The sequence below is a fragment of the Prochlorococcus sp. MIT 1011 genome (genome assembly GCF_047305235.1).
Lineage (GTDB): Bacteria > Cyanobacteriota > Cyanobacteriia > PCC-6307 > Cyanobiaceae > Prochlorococcus_B.
In genome coordinates, this window is sequence record NZ_CP138983.1 from 1,496,559 (window position 1) to 1,518,720 (window position 22,162).

Below are 22,162 nucleotides of genomic sequence, written 5' to 3' on the forward strand. Positions count from 1 at the left end.
ACTAAAGATAAGCATCATTATAACTAATATAATGCTTCATAGATATATCCCGAATTATAATTTATATTTACAGACCGTTTCTCGAGGGCTGATTTATGACATGCAGCTATTAACAACATAGTATCAAAGCCTTTTTCAATTGAAATTGATGAATCTTCAGTATTGCTCAGTTGATTATTTATATGAGTTAATTCTGCAATAAAATCATCTGGACGAGATTTATTAAAAATTTCTTCATTAACTGACCCATGATTCTCTCCATATGAAACTTCATCAGCTCCTTTTGAGGAATTACATATCCAATTTATATATCCTAAATCTCCTTGAATTCTTGCTTTTTTAATAGTAGGGATAGTAACGACATCTTGTACCACCCTCCCAAGTAATCCATTTTCCGTTTTTAGATTTACTAAGGCTATCTTGTCATAATTTAAATTATTATTAGTTACGTATTCAAGATTTGCATTTACTTCCTTAACTTTTCCACCCCCAAGTTTATGGGCAAAATGTTGCCATAGATTCAATGCATGTGAATGCTCACTACAAGCTCCTCCACCTCTTTCCCAAAAGCCAAGATAGCTGTCAGATGGTCCTTCAAGCCAAGGATGAGCTTTGAAAATTCCCGACCAATTCTCTCTAAACTCAACATCTAAAGTCTCTATATTTCCTAGCAAATTAGAATCAATTAAATTGTTGATAAATTCAACTGATTTACCAACAACATGATCATATCCAATGAAAACTTTTATTTTTTCTTTTTTAGATATTTTAAAGATCTCTTTTAAGCCTTTTAAATCTGGAGTGCCAGCTGGTTTTTCAATTAAAATTGCCTTTGGTTTTTCTTTTAAAGATTGTAAAGCTAGTTTATTCCTAACATCTGGAGGAGTTCCTATAATTATTAGATCATAATCTTTTTTTGGGGCACTATCATTTAAATAGAGTCCAATTTCTTTGTCCCAAACATTGTATCTAGAAGGATAAATATGTTCCTTTGTTCTTGACAATGCATTGGTGTCAATATCACAAATATCAACTTCCCAGTTCAATCTTCTTGAAGCATTTGCTAGATGATTACCTATCGAACCAGCACCATAAATTTTAATTTTTAGACTCATATAAAAAAATTTCTTTTACTCTATATCATTTTACGAACCGAAATATGAATTAGCTGCTGCTGTCGAGTTCTTTTAACTTGTTAACCAATGCATGCTTGAGAGCAGGGTAAGAAGTATCTAGAGACTGATTTCCCTCAAGAATATAAGGAGCCGCATCTTCAACAAAATTGAGCATTGTCTCAGCATCAATTACGCAAGAGCAGTTCATCCTGATGGAATTGATCGTGGTGATAACTCTCAAGGCAGTTTGTTTTAACAGGAACGAAAACAGGTGTTTTCTCTCATGTTCCAATAATTTTATTTGCTTAGAAATGGGTTGGAGTTCTAGCACTTGTCTTCCCATAGGTCAGGGAAGTGGTTAGTTAAAGGGAATCGGATTGTTCACACGGATAAACAAGTGCTTAACTTAAAGGGGACGACAAAATCTCGTCCCCTTCTTTAATGGAAGAAATTAAGGTTTCCAATACTCATCCCATTCATCCTGAAGTTCTGTCTGCGATAAAGAGTTGTAGAAACCTCTCCACTTCTTTTCGGAATTTGCGTCAGTCGCACTCAAAGACACCATTAGATCAATTGCCTCCTCTTTGGTGAAGGGTTTCCCTTTGTCTGATTTGAATATCACTTACGAAGCAATCTCTTCCCAAGGATCATGTGAAGGTAGTTCCTTGAATGGTATCAATTTAAAATCACCTCTCCTGATGCCACTACAGATCAATCCATCGGGATGTTCTCTCTTAAATATTTCAACTGCATCTTCTTTTCGTTCTGATGGAATAGTGACTTTATAAATCACGTCACCTGAATCACGAATCTTATAAACAAAAATCCAATCATATTCTTTATTATCCATTTTCAATTAACTACTTACTCATTATTGTTTTAACTCACTTTAGTCTGATGAACCATTACACGAATTAGATCCTTAACCTTTCAGAAATTAATAATTGATTCCAAGATTCGTGAATATCTTTTCTCTTATCCAGTTGCAAAGAAAAATCATAATGACCTATTGCACCATCATTCTTCAGATGTCCTAAACACCTTGAGACCATATCGCTGTCATGTCCTTTTTCAATCAGAGGAATAGAAGCAACGTGCCTTAAACCATGAGCATCTTGCCTCTTAATGCAGTACTAGTTAGTCCAGCATGAATAGCCACTTAGCCAGAAAAAAAGCAAGAGAAAAGATTGCACTCAGCACGGATCATCTCGATAATTAAATAAACTTTACTTATAAGAAGCATCAATTCCCATAATCAAATACCGTGAGTAGAAACTCACGGTATTACTAATTCTTCTTTATATTTAGTTCATATTTTATTTTTGCCATGACCCCTGAAGCAGAGAAGTTTAATGGTTGGGCAGCGATGCTTGGCTTTGTTGCAGCCTTTGGTGCATATGCAACAACAGGTCAAATCATTCCTGGCATTTTCTAAGTGGAGCTCAATCCATTTAAACCATATCAACAATTTTTTCAAAACCTTTTGAAAAGATCTAACAAAAGTTCTTAGCGGTCTGGTTAAGAACTTTTTTTTGACGTTTTTCAATTAACAAGAATTTTATTTAAAACGCCTACTTCTAAATTGCTATAAGCAAAACATAGGTATATGGAATTAACGCATTGGGGAACTCAGTAGCATGAATTCATATGGTCTTAAGGATGTGTTGCTATATAGCCGTTACAAACCGTGGTATAAGGGGGTGTAATTTTTTATTGAGGCAAAGTGATCTAAAAGCAATTTTTAAACTATATTTTATCTTAATCGTTTTCGGAAATCGTTTCAAGGAGTCGTGTAAAAACACTTTCTCTACTTTTCAACCCCCATTCAATTTTGAGTTCATCGACAAAGTCAATCAAGTTGTTGGGCAGGTTGATCGTAACTTTCGAATAATCCTTTTTTGAAGCCTTTTGCGATATGGCCAAAATGAAGTACTTCAATGTATTTGTATCAATTATAACTTATTTTTTCAATGGATCACACCCCCTTAATTGTGGACTAAAAATATCCAGTTTTAACTTAATAAAGGAATAAAAAAGTTTCTTCCATAATGACAGAGAAGAGGCTTTTTTATTAGATTCAAAAGTTAGGTCTATACAATTCCTGGGATAATCCAGCCTGTTATTCCGTAATTGACTACAGCTGCAAGAAGGCCCATCATCGCTAAACGGCCATTCATTATTTCAGCTGTTTTCCAGTAGTTGTTTTCCATTAGACAAATCCTGGAATGATTTGACCGGTTGTTGCATAAGCGCCAATAAGAGCGATGCATCCAAACAATGCTGCGTAGCCGTTTAGTCTTTCAGCAGTTACCTTTTCAGGATCAATATTTCTGTTGTTGTTTTGAGTAGTCATTACACGACACCTGGAATGATTTGACCGGTTGTTAGGTATGCACCGATTAGTGCCCAGCATCCAACAAATGCTGCGTAGCCATTGAGTCTTTCAGCAATAACTTTACCTTCTTCTACTCTTGGAGTTTCTGTAGTTTGGTTTTTCATTAAACGACACCTGGGATAAGTTGACCGGTCGTTAGGTAGATACCTGTTAGTAGAACGAATGCCATCATGGCTGGTCTGCCGATGCTTCTCTCTAGAATTGTTTTGTTAGATGGTTGCATTGTTTTTAGTAGTTACTTATTAGTAGTTATTGGCTTAGAAAATTCCAGGAATGATTTGACCTGTTGTGAAGTATGAAACCAAAAGGCTGATCATGCCGATCATTGCCCAACGGCCATTGGTCTTTTCTGCTTCCTCTGGATAGCTGGTGTAGTCCTCTACAAGCTGAGGCTGTGTCTCACGGCCAAAGATGTTTTGCTTGCCGTACTCAGTAATTACCTGAGAAGAAGCAGTACTGGAAGAAGTTGTCATTACTGGAATTGCGTTGATGTGAATAAATGTAAAGTATGGATTTTTTAAATGGAAGATACGGTCGGGTACGGCTTCTTCTAATACTTAAGAGCTCTTAATCTCAAACACTAAATACATCAACTCATTAGAGAGATATTGATCCAATGGTTAGATCTATTGATAACCCTCATAAGTATAAATAGCCCGAACTCGAGTGTGTTTACCCATCCTAGCTATGTTTTTTTCGAGTTAGATTTCGTTCGTCAACAAATCCCTTTTCATGCGTCCCGAACCCGATGATTTACAAATACTTATCAGCAAGTACAGGACTATGAATATTGAAGAATTAGAAGCAAGTATCGACAGATGTGATAAAGAGAATGGTTGCCCAACTCAAAACCAAAGCCTTGATATTGCAAAAAAAGAACTGGAAGTAAAATACAAAGAGAGACAAGAACAAATTGATCTACTAACTAAATCTCTTACTTCTTCATCAAGAATAGGTAGATGGATTTCTAGTGCCAAAACAGTTCTCAAGCAGTTTTTAGAATTCAAGAATTAAAGATGTAGCAGTGGTTAGTGAAGCTGGGGAAAACACTTAAACTTAACATCATGATTACTTCAACTTTTAATTTACACACCAATTCAAGTCACTAAAAAAGCATCCTGCTCACTGAGTGGATGCTCCTTTGGCACAGAACCATGTATGAGGAGTTGTTCTATTTATTCTCTCTAATACATATGGCAAGAATATACAGGGAACAGAAATATTCTCTTAAACATTGGAAAAGGATTGACAATCCAATTAAATAGCAAACGCCATCACTGGTAACAAATGTCCTAAAACAAATCATAATTTAAAATTAATACAACTCAAAAGGAAACAGAAACTGCTCTTTAAGCAACGCTTGAGCACAAAACCAGGGAATCTTCAACGTTTAAAAAAGGCAAGACGTCTAAGTCACTAGGATCAAAATCTTTAAAGCCGAATGTCCATTTTTTCGTCTATTTTGTTATTTTTTCAGACCTTTTTTATTTGAAGCATCTGGAATTTATACCGTCCAATTTTTAGATCCTTCATATAGATGGTAATAAAAATTTCAGACTATTATTTTTAGTCCTCATACCCAACAAAATTTACTGGATCAGAGAGATAGAGAATTATTTGAAAACACAGGTTAGGCGGCAATGAAAGTTGTTTAAGCAGCAAAAGAGTCATTCCCTGTAAAACAGTAACATCTTCTTTGTTTTTACTCATATTTTTTCTCCCAAAACAGATAAAGATTTGAAAAATGATTAGTCGTATCAATAACAGCAGTACTGGTTGAAACTAATTGAAATACAAGTGAATTTATTTTTTTGATTATGTCTCCAATTCCACTCTCTTGCCTAGAAGTATTGGTATTCCCGACTGCATAATAAATTTCAAGATCATGTTCAGTTCTTGTCATAAAAACAACTTAGTTACTCTTACGGATTGAATTTATATTTTAGAAGAAATAAAAAACAAATAAAAATTTCTATTACTTACGTTCAAATAGGTCGACATTGGTTACGACGTATAAAAGTTCAATGGAATTCACAGGCAATGAAATCAGAGAGAGTAAGAAAATCTATCAACATTTTGCATGCAAATATTTTGCTTAGATAATCAGTCTCTCTTATCGTGAATATCGCCTGAATAAGATTGAGTTCCAATCTCAGGAGGTAGATTATTTTTAAAGTCATCAACCAACGCATCTGCTTCACTGCTGAATAACTTTGAGAACCATTGCTTTGTTGCAATAATTGCAGTCCAGATTATGTCCCTTTTTCTAGTCATACATTATTCCTCCCGAAAAATACTCAAATTCTAAGTGAGATCTTATTCGTATCGCTTTAATACTTAACTTATTCATTTACAAAATCTTGCGCTATTAATCATCTTATTAATCCAAGGCCTATTAAAAAAAGAACATAAAAACAAAAAATCCCTTACTTATCGAAGACAGTAAGCTTTATGTAACAAGCTGAACACCATGAAGAAAATATTTTGTTTAAAATAATTTCGTAGAAAACTACTAAAAACGTTCAACTCATCAAAAGATGAGCCGCAGTTTGCCTCAAGCCAAGGAACGGGGACTTGAGCATATTTCGGAGAGTAAAATGTCTTTAACCTACAGAGGCCTAAAGTACAACCAGCAAAAAGCAGTTGCAGAAAAGCATCATGTTCAACTTACATATCGAGGTAAGTCTTACAAAAGCTAGAAACAAATCCTTTAACTATTAAAAACCCTCATATTTGAGGGTTTTTTTTTGCAGAAAAATAAAATTACTTAATAATATTGGATCTTTTATTTAAATATATATTTATCATTGCTAAGGTAAAAATTATTAAAAAAGACACTATAAATAGCAAAAGATAATTACCTGAGATCATACCTAATTCACCATCTAATATTTTTTGCAAGAAATTATTTAGCCCAATATCCTTGATCTTTCTTGCTGCAAAACCACTAGCAACAAAAGGGGAGTCTGAAATTATTATACTGAAAATAAGAGCAGGCATAAACCTTTTCCATTTTATTTTTGTAAGTCCTATTGCGTAGCAAACAAAGTCAAAGAATCCAGACATTAAAAGAGCCGTCATAAGAAAATAATTATTCTCTAGATAATCCTGACTTATACTTTCAACTCTTCCCATTTGTTTTGAACCAAGTAATCTACTAATATAATTTCTACCTAATTTTCTAGCCAACAAAAATGATGTCGAACAAGATATAAAATCTGCTAAAAATATAACAACCAAACCCCGGGCAAAACCGAACTGAAAGCCTGCAGCAACAGAAAATATTGTCCCAGGTAAAACTGGTATTATAATACTAATAGATCTTAATATAAATAATAAAAATATTAATATTAAACTAAAAAAACTATTCGCTTTTAAACTACTAACAACATTATAAAAAATATCGCTAATAATATTAACATCAAAAAGAATAATGGTAATGCATAAAAGAATAACAAAGAAAATTAGTAATACATATCTAAAATATTTACTACTTCTTAACTTATTATCCATAAAATATTTTCTCAATGAAAATCAAAATTTATCGTCAAATTATAGTACGAAATTATTTTAAAATTGCTATGAAAATCACTAATTTTGCTCGAACTTAATGCTACACAGTGTATTAGCCTCTGTCAAAGGCATTTCTCCAGAGTTCCATTTCTCATATACACATGTATAAAAAGGTTCATTTATGCTAGTTAAATCATTTTTTTGATCTATTAATTCTCGGAGATATTTAGCTTTCGCCCGAAGATAATCTTTCTTATATGACCAGTACATAACTTCGGCAACACCTATAAAAGCCAAAGAGAATGCAAAGATAATAAACAAATGATTAATCAATCTTTCACTACTAAGGATTAATATTTTATGCCTAACATCTAAAAAAAGTAACTCGTAGATAATACTCAAAATTCTTTTCTTTCTTTTTTGCTAAAAAGATGCTTTTTACATTTGATATTTTTCATTGCTAGTCTAATTAATCATAAGAAAAACAGGACTGCTGCTGTTGAAATGTAGAAGTGGAAAACCTAGTCAAAAAACTTCGCGGACTATCTTCATATGAACTTAACCTCAATTAATGATTTATTTTGTTAGAAGGGATCAAAATTGTAAGAGCAATCAATGACATTAAAAAATTTTTTCCTTAATCCATTAAAAGATCAAGTTTTATCTGGCAAAACAAGACATAAGAAATGGAGAGTGGCGCAGCTTCAGGTCTTATCAAATTTATTAGACAATCATCAGCAAGAAATATTAAATGCTTTACATCAGGATTTAGGAAAACCTCCAACAGAAGCGTTTTTTGAGATTATTGCTGTCAAACAAGAAATAAAAGTGGTTAAGAAAAATTTATCCAACTGGATGAAGGCGAAAAAAATAAATGTTCCCGTCTCCCTTCGACCTGCTCAAGCATTTATTCAGCCTGATCCATTGGGCTGCATTCTGATAATTGGTCCATGGAATTATCCTTTTTCTCTTACTCTTCAACCTCTAGTAGGAGCTTTGGCTGCTGGAAACACTGCTGTTTTAAAGCCCTCAGAGCATGCACCTCATGTATCAAATCTAATAAAAACTCTTATAGAAAAGTATTTTCCACCAGAGATTACGCAAGTTGTTGAAGGAGATGGAAATACTGCTGCTAATTTAATGTGCCAACAATTTGATCACGTCTTTTTTACAGGTGGAGAAAACATAGGGAAAAAAGTAATGGAAGCCGCCTCAAAAAGTCTTACTCCAGTAACTTTAGAACTTGGAGGCAAAAGCCCTGCTCTTGTTATTGATGGTGCGAACCTAGAAGTAACTGCAAAGAGAATTATATGGGGAAAAAGTCTAAACGCTGGTCAAACATGTATTGCACCAGATCATTTACTAGTTGAGCATAAACTGTTTGATTCATTAATTTCTAATTTAAAAAATTCAATTAATGATTTTTATGGAAATAATCCCCTAGATTCAAAACATCTAGGGAAAATTATTAATCAAAACCAATTTAATAGGCTTAACAACTTACTAAAAGAAGCTAAAAAGAATGGCCAGATAATCTATGGAGGAGAAAGCAATGAAATAGAAAGAAGGATTAGCCCTACTCTTATAAAAATCGAGAATAGAAATGATCCACTAATGAAGGAAGAACTTTTTGGTCCATTGCTACCTATATTGCTTATTAAAAATCTGGACCAGGCAATTTCAGAGTTTAAATTTTTACCTAAACCCCTTGCTCTATATCTTTTTGGAGGGAATGACAACGAGCAAAGGAAAATACTTTCAATGACCTCTTCTGGAGGTGTTTGTTTTAATGATGTCGTTTTACAAGCAGGGATACCAGAACTACCATTTGGAGGCGTCGGATCAAGTGGTATGGGGAAATACCATGGCAAAGCAGGTTTTGATAACTTTACTCATTTCAAATCCGTCCTAAAACGACCTTTTTGGCTAGATCTAAATTTCAGATATCCACCTTATAAGTTAGACTTATCTTTACTTAATAAATTAATAGGTTAATATAGAATTATTATCTATGAGATAAATTATTAGTTTATACTAGAGATGATCAAAAAGATAGAGAAAAATATTAGCCTTTTGTATCTTAATAGTATTATTTTTTTCTTATCAATTTTCACTTTAAAAGTTAATGCAGAAACAACGATCATCGCAAAGAGTGGTGATACGCTTTTAAAGATATCCAAGCAATATAGAGTTCCTTTAAAAGAACTAATGTATAAAAACAATTTAAATGATGCAACCAGAATAATAGAAGGTAAGGCAATAGTAATACCTCTTAGAAACAAAGACAAAGATTTTAAGAATGATAATACTATTTATAAAGTTGTTGAAGGAGATACTCTTTATAAAATTGCTAGAATTTACAACGTAAATTTACAAGATATTATTGATTTAAATAATCTAGGAACTAATTCTTTCCTAGAGCTTGGTCAGATTATTTTACTTCCAAAGAGTGCAATCAATAAGGAAGTAATTATTAAAAATAATATTAAGTTAGCAAGTAAAAAAGTTTTTTATCATCAAACATCTAAATCAGAAGATCTTTCAATTATTTCAGAGATTCACAAAATCACCAAAGAAGAAATTAATATTTTGAACAACTTAAATAATACTGTAAAAATCAATCCTAATATAAAATTAAAAATAAGAGAAAGTAAACCTTCTAAATGGCTAAAATATGGTTCATTAATGATCAATTGGTCAGATTGGACATATCTTGATGGAAACTATATTGCTCAAGCAAAAACAAAAAAAAATAAATCTTTCTATTTAGCTCTTAACTGTAAAAAGAGAGCATTAAACAATACATTAAACAACTCTTACTGGACAAACTGGTATTTCCCTGACAACGATTTTGAATTTAAATTGATTAATGATTTTTGTGATCAAGATTTTAAAATTTAAATTATCTATTCATTTCAAGAGATGGAGGTTCCAATCTTTCAGAATCTTCCTCAACAAGTTGCAGCCTCAACCTTTTACCCCCAGAAAGTTCTCCAAGAGAAACTCTAATAGTTGAGCCAGTAAGAGTTTGAAGCGTGTCTAAAAGCTCTCTTAAATAAGGTGTGCTACTTCCAGACTCTACCCATAGTCTCTCTTGCAAACCTTCTAATCTTTTCCAAGCAGAATGAAATCTTAAAATGGAACTCTCTATGGTCTTGGCCTGTCCAAAAGCATCTGAAAGTATCCCTAAAGAATCCAACCTGAGAGCTTCTTGAGTGGCTTTATCTAAATTTAAATCCTTATTTTGAAAAGCTCTTAATGATAGAGAAGCATCTAAAGACTTGCCGATCCATTTAGCAGTATTCGTCATATCTTTTACTGAATCAATTTCAGGATTTTCTCGTAATGTTTCGCATATCTCTTCTTGCTGAGTAGGCGATAACTTAGATAATTCTCTTACCAATGGAGCAACAAACTTGGCTGGTAATAAATTTGATTGCGTTTTTTCTCTGATTTCAACAGGCAAAAGAGAGCTGGTTGCGGCCACAAATTCATCAGTTAAGCTCTTTACTTGTCTTCTCGTTATGTCCTTCCCTTCATTCGCAGCTTCAGAAATCATATGTTGAATCTCAGGTTCAGCTTGCGCCGTTTCAATAAAAGCTCTCTTTGAAAAATTGTTTACACTTGTTTCTTCAAGAATCCCATCAGCCACAAGATTATCCGAGGAATCAGCTAATTGAATAAGGGAATATGCTTTGCTTTTACTAATTTCCATCTCCCTTAACCACTGCAAAAAACCAGTACCTCTTCCATCCCCACCTCGCTTTTCTCTATCTCTTACAACACGTAAAATCCTTCCTCGCCAAATTTCGGTTTGCAAATCAAACTGCTCGCATATTGACCATGCATTCTCTAATCTCTGAATGAAATCAATATTACTTAAATCATCTTGCTCAGGATCAGGTAAATCAAAAGTAAGAGAAGTGGGGTCTAAAGATGGCTGAGATATCACAAAAAATAAAATCGTTAAAAGTTCAATATTTCAAAGTTAATTGAAAATTCGTCCAAAAATCAATCTGAATTATTTTTATCTGCAGTAAAAAATTTTCAAAAGGGTCTACTCCTTCAAAATACCAGCGACAGTCTGTGACACATATACAAATTTCTCCTATTCTGGTAGATAATAGTAATATTAAAATTATTTAGGGAAGTCAGATGAGCTTTGCACGAAAAGACAAGGTTCGCATCTTGCGTCAAGAATCATACTGGTTTAATCAAATTGGAGAAATTGTCTCTATAGATAAATCTCCAGCTATGAGGTACCCAGTAACAGTCAAATTCGAAAAATGTGATTTCAAAGCTTTTAGCGGAGTTGATGGTGGTGCCAATACCAGCCAATTTTCAGCGAAGGAATTGGAAGCTGCTGCAAGTTAGCAGTATTATTACTTTTGCCAGAATTACCCGAAGTTGAGACAGTTAGAAAGGGACTTGAAAAGCTTCTAAATAATTTTTATATCGAAAAGATAGAAGTGTTGAAAGATCGGTCAATTGCAAGTATTGGTGGATCGAAAAGTTTTATTTGTAATATTAAAAATAATTATTTTGGTGGTTGGGAAAGAAGAGGGAAATATTTAATAGGATCTCTAATTTCAAAAAACAAGCTTAGAAATGGTTATTTAGTTGTTCATCTGAGAATGACAGGGCAATTCAAATTAGTTGAAAAACAAATAGAACCATGCTCACATACAAGAGTGAGGTTTTTAGAAAAAAGCGGAAGAGAACTTCGTTTTGTAGATATTAGAAATTTCGGACAAATGTGGCATGTACCATCGACGCAATCGGTAGAAGAGATTGTATCTGGAATTAAAAGATTAGGCCCAGAGCCATTTAGTGCTGATTTTAATAGTTGTTATTTAGAAGAATATTTTAAGAAAAAAACTCGTTCAATTAAATCTGCATTATTAGATCAAGAAACTGTTGCTGGTGTTGGAAATATATATGCAGATGAATCATTATTTGATGCAGGTATTAATCCAAAAACTGAAAGTAGAAATTTAAAAAGCCCTGAATTAAAAAGACTTTGTAATAGTCTTGTCAAAATTTTAAATATAAGTATCGGAGAAGGAGGAACTACTTTTAGTGATTTCAGAGATTTAGAGGGGGTTAATGGAAATTATGGTGGACAAGCCTGGGTGTATAGAAGAGGTGGTAAAAGTTGTAAAAGATGCGGAGAGAAGATATTGCGAGAAAAGCTATGTGGCAGGAGCACGCACTGGTGTCCAAATTGCCAAAAATAATCAACCATCAAAAAAGGGATCCATAAGGACCCCTTTTTAAAATTTTACCTGGCATTGAGCTATTTTCTCAGGGGGCTACCCCCCAAATATCGTCGCCGCTGATGCGTTTCACAACCGAGTTCGAGATGGATCGGAGTGGTTCCACATCGCCATGAACACCAGGATAGTGTTGTATATAGAACCCTGAAAACTGCATAGATATTATTAAAAATAATCTGAAAGAATAAAGCAATAATTTGAATAAAAGCAAAAGAAGGTCAAGCCCTCGATCTATTAGTACTCCTCCGCTGCATCTGTTACCAGACTTCCACGTAGAGCCTATCAACGGGTGTTCTTCCCGTGATCTTACTGGTTTAAACCATGGGAATACTCATCTTGAGGTGGGCTTCCCACTTAGATGCTTTCAGCGGTTATCCACTCCGCACATGGCTACCCAGCGTTTACCGTTGGCACGATAACTGGTACACCAGAGGTGCGTTCCTCCCGGTCCTCTCGTACTAGGGAGAAATCCTCTCAATATTCCTGCGCATACACCGGATATGGACCGAACTGTCTCACGACGTTCTGAACCCAGCTCGCGTACCGCTTTAATGGGCGAACAGCCCAACCCTTGGGACCGACTTCAGCCCCAGGTTGCGATGAGCCGACATCGAGGTGCCAAACCTCCCCGTCGATGTGAACTCTTGGGGGAGATCAGCCTGTTATCCCTAGAGTAACTTTTATCCGTTGAGCGACGGCCCTTCCACTCAGAACCGTCGGATCACTAAAACCGACTTTCGTCCCTGTTCGACTTGTAGGTCTCACAGTCAAGCTTCCTTCTGCTTTTGCACTCGACGACTGATTTCCAACCAGCCTGAGGAAACCTTTGTGCGCCTCCGTTACCTTTTAGGAGGCGACCGCCCCAGTCAAACTGCCCAGCAGATACTGTCCGCTTCCCGGATAACGGGTAAACGTTAGATCTCTAGCTCTGAAAGAGTGGTATCTCACCGTTGACTCAGTAGTACCCAAAAGCACTACATCAATGTCTCCCACCTATCCTGCGCATTCAGAGCCCGAGAACAATACCAACCTGCAGTAAAGCTTCATAGGGTCTTTCTGTCCGGGTGTATGTAGTCCGCATCTTCACAGACAATTCTATTTCGCCGAGCCTCTCTCCGAGACAGCGCCCAGATCGTTACACCTTTCGTGCGGGTCGGAACTTACCCGACAAGGAATTTCGCTACCTTAGGACCGTTATAGTTACGGCCGCCGTTCACCGGGGCTTCAGTCACCAGCTTCGCTTACGCTAACCAGCTTCCTTAACCTTCCGGCACTGGGCAGGTGTCAGCCCCCATACATCGTCTTGCGACTTAGCGGAGACCTGTGTTTTTGGTAAACAGTCGCCTGGGCCTCTTCACTGCGACCAGCTTGCGCTGGCATCCCTTCTCCCGAAGTTACGGGACCATTTTGCCGAGTTCCTTAGAGAGAGTTATCTCGCGCCCCTCGGTATTCTCTACCACCCCACCTGTGTCGGTTTCGGGTACTGGCAGTTATGCCTTAACGGGTATAGGGATTTTCTTGGAAGCATGACATCACCAACTTCGCTGCCGTAGCAGCTCGTACTCACGCCTTAGCTCAGAACGTTTTCTCCGTTCCTCAAAGCCTCGAACGCTTGAACCAGTAACCAACATCTGGATTGGCTAGCCTTCTCCGTCCCCCTTCCCAAAACATAACTGGTACAGGAATGTTGACCTGTTATCCATCGACTACGCCTTTCGGCCTGACCTTAGGACCAGACTAACCCTCCGCGGACGAGCCTGCCGGAGGAACCCTTAGGGTTTCGGGGCATGGGATTCTCACCCATGTTTTCGCTACTCAAGCCGACATTCTCACTTCTATGCAGTCCACGCCCGCTTACGCTAACGCTTCACCCCACATAGAACGCTCCCCTACCATTTATAAATAAATCCGCAGCTTCGGTACAACACTTAGCCCCGTTCATTTTCGGCGCAGGATCGCTCGACCAGTGGGCTATTACGCACTCCTTTGAGGATGGCTGCTTCTAAGCAAACCTCCTGGTTGTCTGGGCAATCCCACCTCCTTTATCACTTAGTGTTGATTTTGGGACCTTAGCTGGCGGTCTGGGCTGTTTCCCTTTCGACTATGGAGCTTATCCCCCACAGTCTGACTGCCTAGTTACACACAGGGTATTCAGAGTTCATCACGATTTGGTACCGCTCTCGCAGCCCGCACCGAAATGGTCGCTTTACCCCCCTGCTGGAGCACTAGACGCTACGCCTCAACGTATTTCGGGGAGAACCAGCTAGCTCCTGGTTCGATTGGCATTTCACCCCTAACCACAGCTCATCCGGTGACTTTTCAACGTCAGTCGGTTGGGACCTCCACTTGGTATCACCCAAGCTTCATCCTGGCCATGGTTAGATCACCAGGGTTCGGGTCTATAAACACTGACAAAACGCCCTATTCAGACTCGCTTTCGCTATGGCTCCACCATTCTCGGTTTAACCCGCCAGTGCCTATAAGTCGCCGGCTCATTCTTCAACAGGCACACGGTCACCCGATAAGTCGGGCTCCCATTGCTTGTAGGCTCATGGTTTCATGTTCTATTTCACTCCCCTCCCGGGGTTCTTTTCACCTTTCCCTCACGGTACTGTTTCACTATCGGTCACACAGGAGTACTTAGCCTTACGAGGTGGTCCTCGTAGATTCACACGGAATTCCACGTGCTCCGTGCTACTCGGGATACAGATAGGCTAACTCTCCTTTCGATTACGGGGCTTTCACCCTCTGTGGCGCGCCATTCAAGCGCTTCTTCTAGGTTTGTTAGTCCACGTTTCTGTCCCACAACCCCGATAGTCGAAACTATCGGTTTGGGCTATTCCCCGTTCGCTCGCCGCTACTTAGGGAGTCGTTATTTACTTTCCTTTCCTCCAGCTACTAAGATGTTTCAGTTCGCTGGGTTGGCTCGTGCCAGCCTATATATTCAGCTGGCCGTTCTAAGGGTTGCCCCATTCGGAAATTCCCGGATCAAAGCGTGTATCCAGCTCCCCGAGACATATCGCAGGTAACCACGTCCTTCATCGCCTCTGTGTGCCAAGGTATCCACCATGAGCCCTTTGTAGCTTGACCTTAAATACAATCACAAAATCAATTGTGCTCGGCTTTTACTCAAGAATTAAACATGAATTCTTATATTTGACTAGTTAGTTATTAAGCTAAAAAATCAAACAAGAATTATGCATCCATGAGATGCTTTATTCTTTCTAATCTATGCAGTTTTCAAGGTTCTACTGAATTCTCATGGATAAATCCATGTGAGCCCAGCATATTATCAACTCCAAAAAGATGATAAGAAGCTAGGGTCTTTTCAATAGACTATTCTAAGTCACATCTACAAAATTTTCTCCGGAATTTAGTTACCAGGGTGGATTTCAGTGGAGGTAAGCGGACTCGAACCGCTGACATCCTGCTTGCAAAGCAGGCGCTCTACCAACTGAGCTATACCCCCAACAACGAATGGGCCATCCTGGACTTGAACCAGGGACCTCACCCTTATCAGGGGTGCGCTCTAACCACCTGAGCTAATGGCCCAGGAGAAACCTTGTTGGGTGTGACCTAGACAAGTTTAGGAACTGAAATTAAAGGATTAATTATAAAATTAATTCTAAAATCTGAGGTACCGATCGACCTTAAGGTGACAGGATTGCGGCCTAAGAATAAATGACTTAGACATCACAATCAATTAATTGTCTCCCTGTTAGGAGGTGATCCAGCCGCACCTTCCGGTACGGCTACCTTGTTACGACTTCACCCCAGTCATCAGCCCCACCTTCGGCGTCCTTCTCCACAAGGGTTAAAGTAACGACTTCGGGCGTGGCCAACTTCCATGGTGTGACGGGCGGTGTGTACAAGGCCCGGGAACGTATTCACCGCAGTATGCTGACCTGCGATTACTAGCGATTCCTACTTCACGTAGGCGAGTTGCAGCCTACGATCTGAACTGAGCCACGGTTTATGGGATTTGCTAGCTCTCGCGAGTTTGCTGCCCTTTGTCCGTAGCATTGTAGTACGTGTGTAGCCCAGGACGTAAGGGGCATGATGACTTGACGTCATCCACACCTTCCTCCGGTTTATCACCGGCGGTCTTTCTAGAGTGCCCAACTAAATGCTGGCAACTAAAAACGTGGGTTGCGCTCGTTGCGGGACTTAACCCAACATCTCACGACACGAGCTGACGACAGCCATGCACCACCTGTCACTGCGTTCCCGAAGGCACCCTCTAATTTCTTAAAGGTTCGCAGGATGTCAAGCCCTGGTAAGGTTCTTCGCGTTGCATCGAATTAAACCACATACTCCACCGCTTGTGCGGGCCCCCGTCAATTCCTTTGAGTTTCACACTTGCGTGCGTACTCCCCAGGCGGAACACTTAACGCGTTAGCTACGACACCGAAGGGGTCGATTCCCCCGACACCTAGTGTTCATCGTTTACGGCCAGGACTACAGGGGTATCTAATCCCTTTCGCTCCCCTGGCTTTCGTCCATGAGCGTCAGTAATGGCCCAGCAGAGCGCCTTCGCCACTGGTGTTCTTCCCGATATCTACGCATTTCACCGCTACACCGGGAATTCCCTCTGCCCCTACCATACTCAAGCCGATCAGTTTCCACTGCCATGATGGAGTTAAGCTCCACGCTTTAACAGCAGACTTGAAAGGCCGCCTGCGGACGCTTTACGCCCAATAATTCCGGATAACGCTTGCCACTCCCGTATTACCGCGGCTGCTGGCACGGAATTAGCCGTGGCTTATTCCTCAAGTACCGTCATATCTTCTTCCTTGAGAAAAGAGGTTTACAGCCCAGAGGCCTTCGTCCCTCACGCGGCGTTGCTCCGTCAGGCTTTCGCCCATTGCGGAAAATTCCCCACTGCTGCCTCCCGTAGGAGTCTGGGCCGTGTCTCAGTCCCAGTGTGGCTGATCATCCTCTCAGACCAGCTACTGATCGATGCCTTGGTGAGCCATTACCTCACCAACAAGCTAATCAGACGCGGGCTCATCCTCAGGCGAAATTCATTTCACCTCTCGGCATATGGGGTATTAGCGGTCGTTTCCAACCGTTATCCCCCTCCTGAGGGCAGATTCCCACGCGTTACTCACCCGTCCGCCACTAACCCGAAGGTTCGTTCGACTTGCATGTGTTAAGCACGCCGCCAGCGTTCATCCTGAGCCAGGATCAAACTCTCCGTTGTAGTCAGGCCCTATTGTAAAAATTAATTCTACTCAGTCTGATTTGCTTCTCCCACTAATAACAGCACTGGCGTACTGATTGTGATTGTTGCCACCTTATTTTCACAAGGGTTCTAAAGAGTGCACTTAGTTTTATCTTCGTGACTTTCCCGGATCTCAGATCCGTCGTTGCTCTAACTCTGAAACACCGAAAATCGAATTAGAGCCGTGAAACTCCAATTCGAAATAGTGACAAAATCATGCAACTAATTTCTTTTTGACGGGACCTCACACCTTTATCGCATTACATCCGATTCAAAAATGAACCAGACGCGATAAAAGCATCAGTTCCTAAACTTTTAAGTTGTCTAGGTGCGATGTTTTTGACTAAAAAGCCAAGAACATTTTCGATCTTTCGACCGTTTTTCAGCTTACAGCACCAAAGGGTTTAGTCTTCGAATGTTGTAAAACTCCCACTTAACTAAAAAACTTTCGTGATTTTCGCTAACTGAGTACGCTCCAGATTCACTTTTGCGCAGAAAAATATTGTAGACCCTCGGAGTACTTACTTGCAACAAAGTTGCAAATGAAATGTTTTACCTCTTACTATTAATATAAAAGGAGTAAGCCATAACTAGCTTTTAGCGATGGCAACAGATTATCTTAATGCCCGCACGTTTTAGCCAACAGCACCAAAGGGTTCGTCCCAACTCGAATGAAGACAAAGTTGTTGCAAGAGCTAAAGAACATTTTGAAAAAACTCTGATTGAAATTTCTGGAGATATCGCAGGAAGTGTCGCGGCCTTAGAGCATCCAACAAAAAATGATGCTCTTAATTATGGAGAGATCTTTTTAAGGGACAACGTCCCAGTAATGATTTATCTACTAACTCAAAAGCGATTTGACATAGTTAAGAAATTCTTGACAGTAAGTCTGAATTTGCAAAGCACTACTTATCAAACTCGAGGTGTTTTCCCAACAAGTTTTGTAGAAGAGAAAGGAAAACTAATAGCAGATTATGGTCAGAGATCTATAGGAAGAATAACCTCTGCTGATGCGAGCCTTTGGTGGCCAGTACTTTGTTGGCTTTATGTAAGAAAAAGTGGTGATCAAAGTTTTGGTACAAGTCAGCAAGTTCAACGAGGTGTCCAACTACTTCTTGATTTGGTTTTGCATCCAACTTTTGAGGGGAATCCAGTTTTATTCGTACCAGATTGTTCATTTATGATCGATCGACCTATGGATGTTTGGGGGGCTCCTCTTGAAGTAGAGGTTTTGTTGCATGCATGTCTAAAAAGCTGCATACAATTAATGGAACTAAGCAGAAAACATCAAAAAAGTCGATTACTTGATCAGAGACTTGTTTTAACTCGTCAGTGGGTGCATGATCTTCGGCAATTTCTTCTTAAGCACTATTGGGTCACAAGCAAAACAATGCAAGTTCTTAGGAGAAGACCTACGGAGCAATACGGTGAGGATCAACATCAAAATGAGTTCAATGTCCAGCCCCAAGTAGTACCTTCCTGGCTTCAAGATTGGCTTGAGAATAGGGGTGGATATCTAATTGGAAATATAAGAACTGGTAGGCCAGATTTTCGTTTTTACAGTTTAGGAAATTCCTTAGCATGCATGTTTGGGGTTTTAACAGCACCCCAGCAGAGAGCATTATTTCGTCTGGTTCTACATAACCGTGAACACCTAATGGCACAAATGCCAATGAGAATTTGTCATCCACCAATGGATATTGAAGAATGGCAAAACAAAACAGGCTCAGACCCCAAAAATTGGCCATGGAGTTATCACAATGGGGGGCACTGGCCAAGCCTTTTATGGTTTTTTGGTGCTTCTATATTGATTCACGAAAAACGCTACCCAAAAGCTGATGTTTTACTAATGGGACAAATGAGGGCTCTTATTGAAGAATGTTATTGGAGTCAATTGAATCAACTTCCAAGACAAAAATGGGCAGAATATTTTGACGGACCAACTGGTACATGGGTAGGCCAACAATCTAGAACTTATCAAACCTGGACTATTGTTGGTTTCTTGTTATTGCATCATTTGTTGAGAGCTGAGCCCGATGATGTTTTGATGCTCGATTTAGAAGAAAAATTCTAGAACAAACCTAGAGTTAAAGATTTATCAATAGGTAGACATGCTCCTATCCCTAGATACATAGTCAAAACTGTTCCAAATAAAAATAAAGACATTGCAACGGGTCTTCTGAAAGGATTAGCAAATTTATTTATATTTTCAATGAATGGAAGAATCATCAAGCCTAGAGGAATTAAAGTCTGAAGAGCAATACCAAGCAACTTATTAGGTACTACGCGTAAAATCTGAAAAACAGGATACAAATACCATTCAGGAAGAATTTCTAATGGTGTTGCAAAAGGATTTGCTTTGTCTCCAAGAAATGCAGGATCTAAAACTGCCAAGCCAACAACACAAGCAATTGTCCCAAGAATTACTACGGGGAAAATATATAAAAGGTCATTTGGCCATGCTGGTTCTCCGTAATAATTATGACCCATACCTTTAGCTAGTTTTGCTCTTAGCTTGGTATCAGATAAATCTGGTTTCTTAAGAGTAGACATGTTTTAAGAAAATTTTTGAAAGATTTTATTGAACAAATAATTACAAATTATAGGGGACCAGAGATTCCTTGTTTTCTAATCATTAGGAAGTGCATGAGCATGAACACTGCTAGTAGCCATGGCATTACAAAAGTATGAAGACTATAAAACCTTGTTAAAGTTGTCTGTCCAACACTCTCACCACCTCTAAGCAGTTCGACCATAAAGTCACCAATAACTGGAATAGCAGCTGGAACACCGGAAACAATTTTAACTGCCCAATAACCTACTTGATCCCAAGGCAATGAATAACCTGTTACTCCAAAAGCAACTGTTATAACTGCCATAACCACACCAGTTATCCATGTCAATTCCCTAGGCCTTTTAAATCCTCCAGTTAAGTAAACCCGAAAAACATGCAAAATAAGCATGAGTACCATCATCGAGGCACTCCATCTATGGACTGATCTAATCAACCAACCAAAGCTCACGTCTGTCATCAGATAACTGACTGAGCTATAAGCTTCAGTTACTGTAGGTTTGTAATAAAAAGTCATCGCGAATCCAGTCGCGAATTGAATCAAAAAACAAACGAGTGTTATTCCACCAAGACAATAAAAAATGTTGACATGTGGAGGAACGTATTTTGAAGTGACGTCATCAGCTATGTCCTGTATCTCAAGACGTTCCTGGAACCAGTCATAAACCGGTGAAGAGTTCGCCATCCACTTATGCACTGTACTTTCCAATATCTTACTCGATGTGCCCCTTGGTCGCCGCAAAAGATCAATCCAATGCTTTCATCTGTTAAATCTTTAACCAAGCTACTGCAAAGATTTTTTGCAGTTTTAACTAGCTTAGGGATTTTATTTCAAGTTTTAACTCAACCTGCTTTTGCTCTCAACGATGGCCAATTACTGGTAATTGAGGCCTGGAATCTAGTAAACGAAGCTTATCTAGCCCCGAAGAAATTTGATGAAATTCAATGGAAAAAACTTCGTCAAAAAGCGCTTGAAAAACCAATAAACAATTCTCAACAAGCCTATTCAGCTATTGAAGCAATGCTTCTTCCAATTGGTGATCCTTATACTCGCCTATTGAGACCAGATGATTATGAAGCGATGAAAAAAAGCAACATAGGTAGTGAAATCAATGGAGTTGGCCTTCAGTTGGGAGCTAGGAAAGAGGATGGAGAAATAGTTGTAATTTCTCCTCTTGAAGGCTCTCCTTCCTCGGATGCAGGTATTACAAGTGGAACAATTTTAAAAAAAGTCAATGGACAATCTCCGAAACAATTAGGACTTGAAGCAACTGCTGCAAAGTTGAGAGGGGAAACCGGAACGCAAGTAATTGTTGAATTAGAGCTACCTAACAATGAAATCAAAGAAATTTCTTTAGAAAGAAGAAGTGTTGATTTAAGACCAGTCAGAACTAAAAGGATAAGAAATGAATCTCAGACGTTTGGCTACTTAAGAATTACACAATTTAGTGAGGGCGTCCCTGAGCAAGTCAAGGAAGCATTGGAAGAGCTATCTGAGAAAGAAATAGATGGACTGATTTTGGACCTAAGGAACAACTCTGGAGGTCTTGTGAGTTCAGGACTCGCCGTTGCCGACGATTTCCTCAGCGACATGCCGATTGTTGAAACAAAGAAACGAGATTCCATAAATGATCCGATCAGCTCTGGGGTAGAAACTCTTTATGATGGACCTATGGTTACGCTGGTCAATGAAGGTACAGCAAGCGCCAGTGAAATTCTTGCTGGTGCTCTACAAGACAATCAAAGATCTGAGCTTATAGGTACTAAAACTTTTGGGAAAGGCCTAATACAATCTTTGACCAACCTAAGTGATGGCAGTGGGTTAGCGGTAACGGTAGCTAGCTATTTAACTCCAAGCGGAAGAGACATACAGAATCTTGGAATAGATCCTGATCGTCTCTTAGAGATGCCAGAGCCACTGAATCCAGGTTCTGATGAAGACAGATGGCTTTTAGATGCAGAGCTAATCATGCAAGCCACTTTGGACAAAGAAAAAGTATCAGAAAAGCTATTAAAAGAAAGTCAAGAAAAAGAAGAAGAATTAATTAGCTAAGAAATTGATTAAGT

Annotated in this window: 26 protein-coding genes, 2 tRNA genes and 3 rRNA genes; 9 read left to right on the forward strand and 22 right to left on the reverse strand. The window is 38.7% G+C overall.

Annotated features, from left to right (window positions below):
* Positions 1 to 23 precede the first annotated feature (23 nt).
* The 5 genes from SIB75_RS08965 to SIB75_RS08985 all read right to left on the reverse strand — a co-directional run bounded on the left by SIB75_RS08965 (position 24) and on the right by SIB75_RS08985 (position 2,167).
* Positions 24 to 1,115, reverse strand: coding sequence for a Gfo/Idh/MocA family protein (locus SIB75_RS08965; protein WP_413682944.1), 1,092 nt, complete (start codon positions 1,113 to 1,115; stop codon positions 24 to 26).
* 49 nt (positions 1,116 to 1,164) lie between these two features.
* Positions 1,165 to 1,323, reverse strand: a complete 159-nt coding sequence (locus tag SIB75_RS08970; protein WP_413682945.1) for a hypothetical protein — start codon at positions 1,321 to 1,323, stop codon at positions 1,165 to 1,167.
* Between the two features lie 243 nt (positions 1,324 to 1,566).
* Positions 1,567 to 1,737 (reverse strand): hypothetical protein, encoded by a 171-nt coding sequence (locus SIB75_RS08975; RefSeq protein ID WP_413682947.1) that lies wholly within the window; start codon positions 1,735 to 1,737, stop codon positions 1,567 to 1,569.
* Positions 1,738 to 1,965 (reverse strand): hypothetical protein, encoded by a 228-nt coding sequence (locus tag SIB75_RS08980; protein WP_413682948.1) that lies wholly within the window; start codon positions 1,963 to 1,965, stop codon positions 1,738 to 1,740.
* Between the two features lie 64 nt (positions 1,966 to 2,029).
* A complete protein-coding gene (locus tag SIB75_RS08985; RefSeq protein ID WP_413682949.1) occupies positions 2,030 to 2,167 on the reverse strand; it encodes a hypothetical protein in 138 nt (45 codons plus the stop codon).
* 275 nt (positions 2,168 to 2,442) lie between these two features.
* Here SIB75_RS08985 and SIB75_RS08990 point away from each other — a divergent pair, with 275 nt between their 5' ends.
* A complete protein-coding gene (locus SIB75_RS08990; protein WP_011125327.1) occupies positions 2,443 to 2,550 on the forward strand; it encodes a high light inducible protein in 108 nt (35 codons plus the stop codon).
* 655 nt (positions 2,551 to 3,205) lie between these two features.
* Here SIB75_RS08990 and SIB75_RS08995 read toward each other — a convergent pair.
* From SIB75_RS08995 to SIB75_RS09015, 5 genes are read right to left on the reverse strand one after another with little or no spacing between them, the layout of a single operon-like run.
* Positions 3,206 to 3,325, reverse strand: a complete 120-nt coding sequence (locus SIB75_RS08995; RefSeq protein ID WP_413682951.1) for a chlorophyll a/b-binding protein — start codon at positions 3,323 to 3,325, stop codon at positions 3,206 to 3,208.
* Positions 3,325 to 3,468 carry a high light inducible protein gene (locus tag SIB75_RS09000; protein ID WP_413682952.1) on the reverse strand — a complete coding sequence of 48 codons (144 nt, stop codon included), beginning with the start codon at positions 3,466 to 3,468 and terminating at the stop codon, positions 3,325 to 3,327. The genes SIB75_RS08995 and SIB75_RS09000 overlap by 1 nt, the downstream gene beginning before the upstream one ends.
* On the reverse strand, positions 3,468 to 3,614 hold the full coding sequence (locus tag SIB75_RS09005) for a high light inducible protein (protein ID WP_011294648.1): 147 nt from the start codon (positions 3,612 to 3,614) through the stop codon (positions 3,468 to 3,470). The genes SIB75_RS09000 and SIB75_RS09005 overlap by 1 nt, the downstream gene beginning before the upstream one ends.
* Positions 3,614 to 3,733 carry a high light inducible protein gene (locus SIB75_RS09010; RefSeq protein ID WP_011294968.1) on the reverse strand — a complete coding sequence of 40 codons (120 nt, stop codon included), beginning with the start codon at positions 3,731 to 3,733 and terminating at the stop codon, positions 3,614 to 3,616. The genes SIB75_RS09005 and SIB75_RS09010 overlap by 1 nt, the downstream gene beginning before the upstream one ends.
* 34 nt (positions 3,734 to 3,767) lie before the next feature.
* Positions 3,768 to 3,983, reverse strand: coding sequence for a high light inducible protein (locus SIB75_RS09015; protein WP_413682954.1), 216 nt, complete (start codon positions 3,981 to 3,983; stop codon positions 3,768 to 3,770).
* A gap of 259 nt (positions 3,984 to 4,242) precedes the next feature.
* On the opposite strand from SIB75_RS09015, the gene SIB75_RS09020 reads away from it, so the two are divergent.
* Positions 4,243 to 4,524 (forward strand): hypothetical protein, encoded by a 282-nt coding sequence (locus SIB75_RS09020; RefSeq protein WP_413682956.1) that lies wholly within the window; start codon positions 4,243 to 4,245, stop codon positions 4,522 to 4,524.
* 688 nt (positions 4,525 to 5,212) lie between these two features.
* On the opposite strand, the gene SIB75_RS09025 is transcribed toward SIB75_RS09020, so the two are convergent.
* Positions 5,213 to 5,413 (reverse strand): hypothetical protein, encoded by a 201-nt coding sequence (locus tag SIB75_RS09025; RefSeq protein ID WP_413682957.1) that lies wholly within the window; start codon positions 5,411 to 5,413, stop codon positions 5,213 to 5,215.
* A gap of 200 nt (positions 5,414 to 5,613) precedes the next feature.
* The gene (locus SIB75_RS09030; protein ID WP_413682958.1) at positions 5,614 to 5,784 is read right to left on the reverse strand and encodes a hypothetical protein; all 171 of its coding nucleotides are present in this window, start codon (positions 5,782 to 5,784) and stop codon (positions 5,614 to 5,616) included.
* Positions 5,785 to 6,047: 263 nt separating this feature from the next.
* On the opposite strand from SIB75_RS09030, the gene SIB75_RS09035 reads away from it, so the two are divergent.
* Complete coding sequence (locus SIB75_RS09035; protein WP_413682959.1) at positions 6,048 to 6,209, forward strand: DUF4278 domain-containing protein; 162 nt, start codon at positions 6,048 to 6,050, stop codon at positions 6,207 to 6,209.
* A gap of 64 nt (positions 6,210 to 6,273) precedes the next feature.
* Here the strand turns inward: SIB75_RS09035 and SIB75_RS09040 are convergent, their stop codons facing one another.
* Both SIB75_RS09040 and SIB75_RS09045 read right to left on the reverse strand, forming a co-directional pair.
* Positions 6,274 to 7,023 (reverse strand): TVP38/TMEM64 family protein, encoded by a 750-nt coding sequence (locus SIB75_RS09040; RefSeq protein ID WP_413682960.1) that lies wholly within the window; start codon positions 7,021 to 7,023, stop codon positions 6,274 to 6,276.
* A gap of 78 nt (positions 7,024 to 7,101) precedes the next feature.
* Positions 7,102 to 7,425, reverse strand: coding sequence for a hypothetical protein (locus SIB75_RS09045; RefSeq protein WP_413682961.1), 324 nt, complete (start codon positions 7,423 to 7,425; stop codon positions 7,102 to 7,104).
* Between the two features lie 213 nt (positions 7,426 to 7,638).
* Here SIB75_RS09045 and SIB75_RS09050 point away from each other — a divergent pair, with 213 nt between their 5' ends.
* A complete protein-coding gene (locus SIB75_RS09050; protein WP_413682962.1) occupies positions 7,639 to 9,018 on the forward strand; it encodes an aldehyde dehydrogenase family protein in 1,380 nt (459 codons plus the stop codon).
* Between the two features lie 45 nt (positions 9,019 to 9,063).
* The gene (locus SIB75_RS09055; RefSeq protein WP_413682963.1) at positions 9,064 to 9,924 is read left to right on the forward strand and encodes a LysM peptidoglycan-binding domain-containing protein; all 861 of its coding nucleotides are present in this window, start codon (positions 9,064 to 9,066) and stop codon (positions 9,922 to 9,924) included.
* A 1-nt stretch (position 9,925) separates the two neighbouring features.
* Here SIB75_RS09055 and SIB75_RS09060 read toward each other — a convergent pair whose 3' ends face one another.
* Complete coding sequence (locus tag SIB75_RS09060; protein WP_413682964.1) at positions 9,926 to 10,975, reverse strand: hypothetical protein; 1,050 nt, start codon at positions 10,973 to 10,975, stop codon at positions 9,926 to 9,928.
* Between the two features lie 203 nt (positions 10,976 to 11,178).
* On the opposite strand from SIB75_RS09060, the gene SIB75_RS09065 reads away from it, so the two are divergent.
* Both SIB75_RS09065 and SIB75_RS09070 read left to right on the forward strand, forming a co-directional pair.
* The gene (locus SIB75_RS09065; protein WP_413389839.1) at positions 11,179 to 11,397 is read left to right on the forward strand and encodes a photosystem I reaction center subunit IV; all 219 of its coding nucleotides are present in this window, start codon (positions 11,179 to 11,181) and stop codon (positions 11,395 to 11,397) included.
* 14 nt (positions 11,398 to 11,411) lie between these two features.
* Positions 11,412 to 12,260 carry a DNA-formamidopyrimidine glycosylase gene (locus SIB75_RS09070; protein ID WP_413682966.1) on the forward strand — a complete coding sequence of 283 codons (849 nt, stop codon included), beginning with the start codon at positions 11,412 to 11,414 and terminating at the stop codon, positions 12,258 to 12,260.
* Between the two features lie 46 nt (positions 12,261 to 12,306).
* Here SIB75_RS09070 and rrf read toward each other — a convergent pair.
* The 5 genes from rrf to SIB75_RS09095 form a co-directional block, all read right to left on the reverse strand.
* Positions 12,307 to 12,423, reverse strand: a 5S ribosomal RNA gene (gene rrf / locus SIB75_RS09075).
* A 90-nt stretch (positions 12,424 to 12,513) separates the two neighbouring features.
* A 23S ribosomal RNA gene (locus SIB75_RS09080) occupies positions 12,514 to 15,389 on the reverse strand.
* 306 nt (positions 15,390 to 15,695) lie between these two features.
* Positions 15,696 to 15,768: transfer RNA gene (locus SIB75_RS09085), tRNA-Ala, on the reverse strand.
* A 9-nt stretch (positions 15,769 to 15,777) separates the two neighbouring features.
* A tRNA-Ile gene (locus SIB75_RS09090) sits at positions 15,778 to 15,851 on the reverse strand.
* 166 nt (positions 15,852 to 16,017) lie between these two features.
* Positions 16,018 to 17,502: ribosomal RNA gene (locus tag SIB75_RS09095) — 16S ribosomal RNA — on the reverse strand.
* The 16S, 23S and 5S rRNA genes sit together here with 2 tRNA genes alongside, the layout of an rRNA operon.
* A 643-nt stretch (positions 17,503 to 18,145) precedes the next feature.
* On the opposite strand from SIB75_RS09095, the gene SIB75_RS09100 reads away from it, so the two are divergent.
* Positions 18,146 to 19,597 carry a glycoside hydrolase 100 family protein gene (locus SIB75_RS09100; RefSeq protein WP_413682968.1) on the forward strand — a complete coding sequence of 484 codons (1,452 nt, stop codon included), beginning with the start codon at positions 18,146 to 18,148 and terminating at the stop codon, positions 19,595 to 19,597.
* On the opposite strand, the gene petD is transcribed toward SIB75_RS09100, so the two are convergent.
* Entirely contained in the window at positions 19,594 to 20,076 is a 483-nt protein-coding gene (gene petD, locus SIB75_RS09105; RefSeq protein ID WP_413682969.1) for a cytochrome b6-f complex subunit IV, read from the reverse strand. The genes SIB75_RS09100 and petD overlap by 4 nt on opposite strands.
* A gap of 47 nt (positions 20,077 to 20,123) precedes the next feature.
* Positions 20,124 to 20,780 (reverse strand): cytochrome b6, encoded by a 657-nt coding sequence (gene petB / locus SIB75_RS09110; protein WP_413389834.1) that lies wholly within the window; start codon positions 20,778 to 20,780, stop codon positions 20,124 to 20,126.
* 69 nt (positions 20,781 to 20,849) lie between these two features.
* Between petB and ctpZ the strand changes: the two genes are divergently transcribed.
* Positions 20,850 to 22,148, forward strand: a complete 1,299-nt coding sequence (ctpZ, locus tag SIB75_RS09115; protein WP_413682970.1) for a carboxyl-terminal processing protease CtpZ — start codon at positions 20,850 to 20,852, stop codon at positions 22,146 to 22,148.
* Positions 22,149 to 22,162: the final 14 nt, after the last annotated feature.

Coding starts and splice junctions, on each gene's coding strand:
- SIB75_RS08965 (WP_413682944.1), bottom strand. CDS start 1,115: ATGAGTCTAAAAATTAAAATTTATGGTGCTGGTTCGATAGGTAATCAT.
- SIB75_RS08970 (WP_413682945.1), bottom strand. CDS start 1,323: ATGAACTGCTCTTGCGTAATTGATGCTGAGACAATGCTCAATTTTGTT.
- SIB75_RS08980 (WP_413682948.1), bottom strand. CDS start 1,965: ATGGATAATAAAGAATATGATTGGATTTTTGTTTATAAGATTCGTGAT.
- SIB75_RS08985 (WP_413682949.1), bottom strand. CDS start 2,167: ATGGTCTCAAGGTGTTTAGGACATCTGAAGAATGATGGTGCAATAGGT.
- SIB75_RS08990 (WP_011125327.1), top strand. CDS start 2,443: ATGACCCCTGAAGCAGAGAAGTTTAATGGTTGGGCAGCGATGCTTGGC.
- SIB75_RS08995 (WP_413682951.1), bottom strand. CDS start 3,325: ATGGAAAACAACTACTGGAAAACAGCTGAAATAATGAATGGCCGTTTA.
- SIB75_RS09000 (WP_413682952.1), bottom strand. CDS start 3,468: ATGACTACTCAAAACAACAACAGAAATATTGATCCTGAAAAGGTAACT.
- SIB75_RS09005 (WP_011294648.1), bottom strand. CDS start 3,614: ATGAAAAACCAAACTACAGAAACTCCAAGAGTAGAAGAAGGTAAAGTT.
- SIB75_RS09010 (WP_011294968.1), bottom strand. CDS start 3,733: ATGCAACCATCTAACAAAACAATTCTAGAGAGAAGCATCGGCAGACCA.
- SIB75_RS09015 (WP_413682954.1), bottom strand. CDS start 3,983: ATGACAACTTCTTCCAGTACTGCTTCTTCTCAGGTAATTACTGAGTAC.
- SIB75_RS09020 (WP_413682956.1), top strand. CDS start 4,243: ATGCGTCCCGAACCCGATGATTTACAAATACTTATCAGCAAGTACAGG.
- SIB75_RS09025 (WP_413682957.1), bottom strand. CDS start 5,413: ATGACAAGAACTGAACATGATCTTGAAATTTATTATGCAGTCGGGAAT.
- SIB75_RS09030 (WP_413682958.1), bottom strand. CDS start 5,784: ATGACTAGAAAAAGGGACATAATCTGGACTGCAATTATTGCAACAAAG.
- SIB75_RS09035 (WP_413682959.1), top strand. CDS start 6,048: ATGAGCCGCAGTTTGCCTCAAGCCAAGGAACGGGGACTTGAGCATATT.
- SIB75_RS09040 (WP_413682960.1), bottom strand. CDS start 7,023: ATGGATAATAAGTTAAGAAGTAGTAAATATTTTAGATATGTATTACTA.
- SIB75_RS09050 (WP_413682962.1), top strand. CDS start 7,639: ATGACATTAAAAAATTTTTTCCTTAATCCATTAAAAGATCAAGTTTTA.
- SIB75_RS09055 (WP_413682963.1), top strand. CDS start 9,064: ATGATCAAAAAGATAGAGAAAAATATTAGCCTTTTGTATCTTAATAGT.
- SIB75_RS09065 (WP_413389839.1), top strand. CDS start 11,179: ATGAGCTTTGCACGAAAAGACAAGGTTCGCATCTTGCGTCAAGAATCA.
- SIB75_RS09100 (WP_413682968.1), top strand. CDS start 18,146: ATGCCCGCACGTTTTAGCCAACAGCACCAAAGGGTTCGTCCCAACTCG.
- petD (WP_413682969.1), bottom strand. CDS start 20,076: ATGTCTACTCTTAAGAAACCAGATTTATCTGATACCAAGCTAAGAGCA.
- petB (WP_413389834.1), bottom strand. CDS start 20,780: ATGGCGAACTCTTCACCGGTTTATGACTGGTTCCAGGAACGTCTTGAG.
- ctpZ (WP_413682970.1), top strand. CDS start 20,850: ATGCTTTCATCTGTTAAATCTTTAACCAAGCTACTGCAAAGATTTTTT.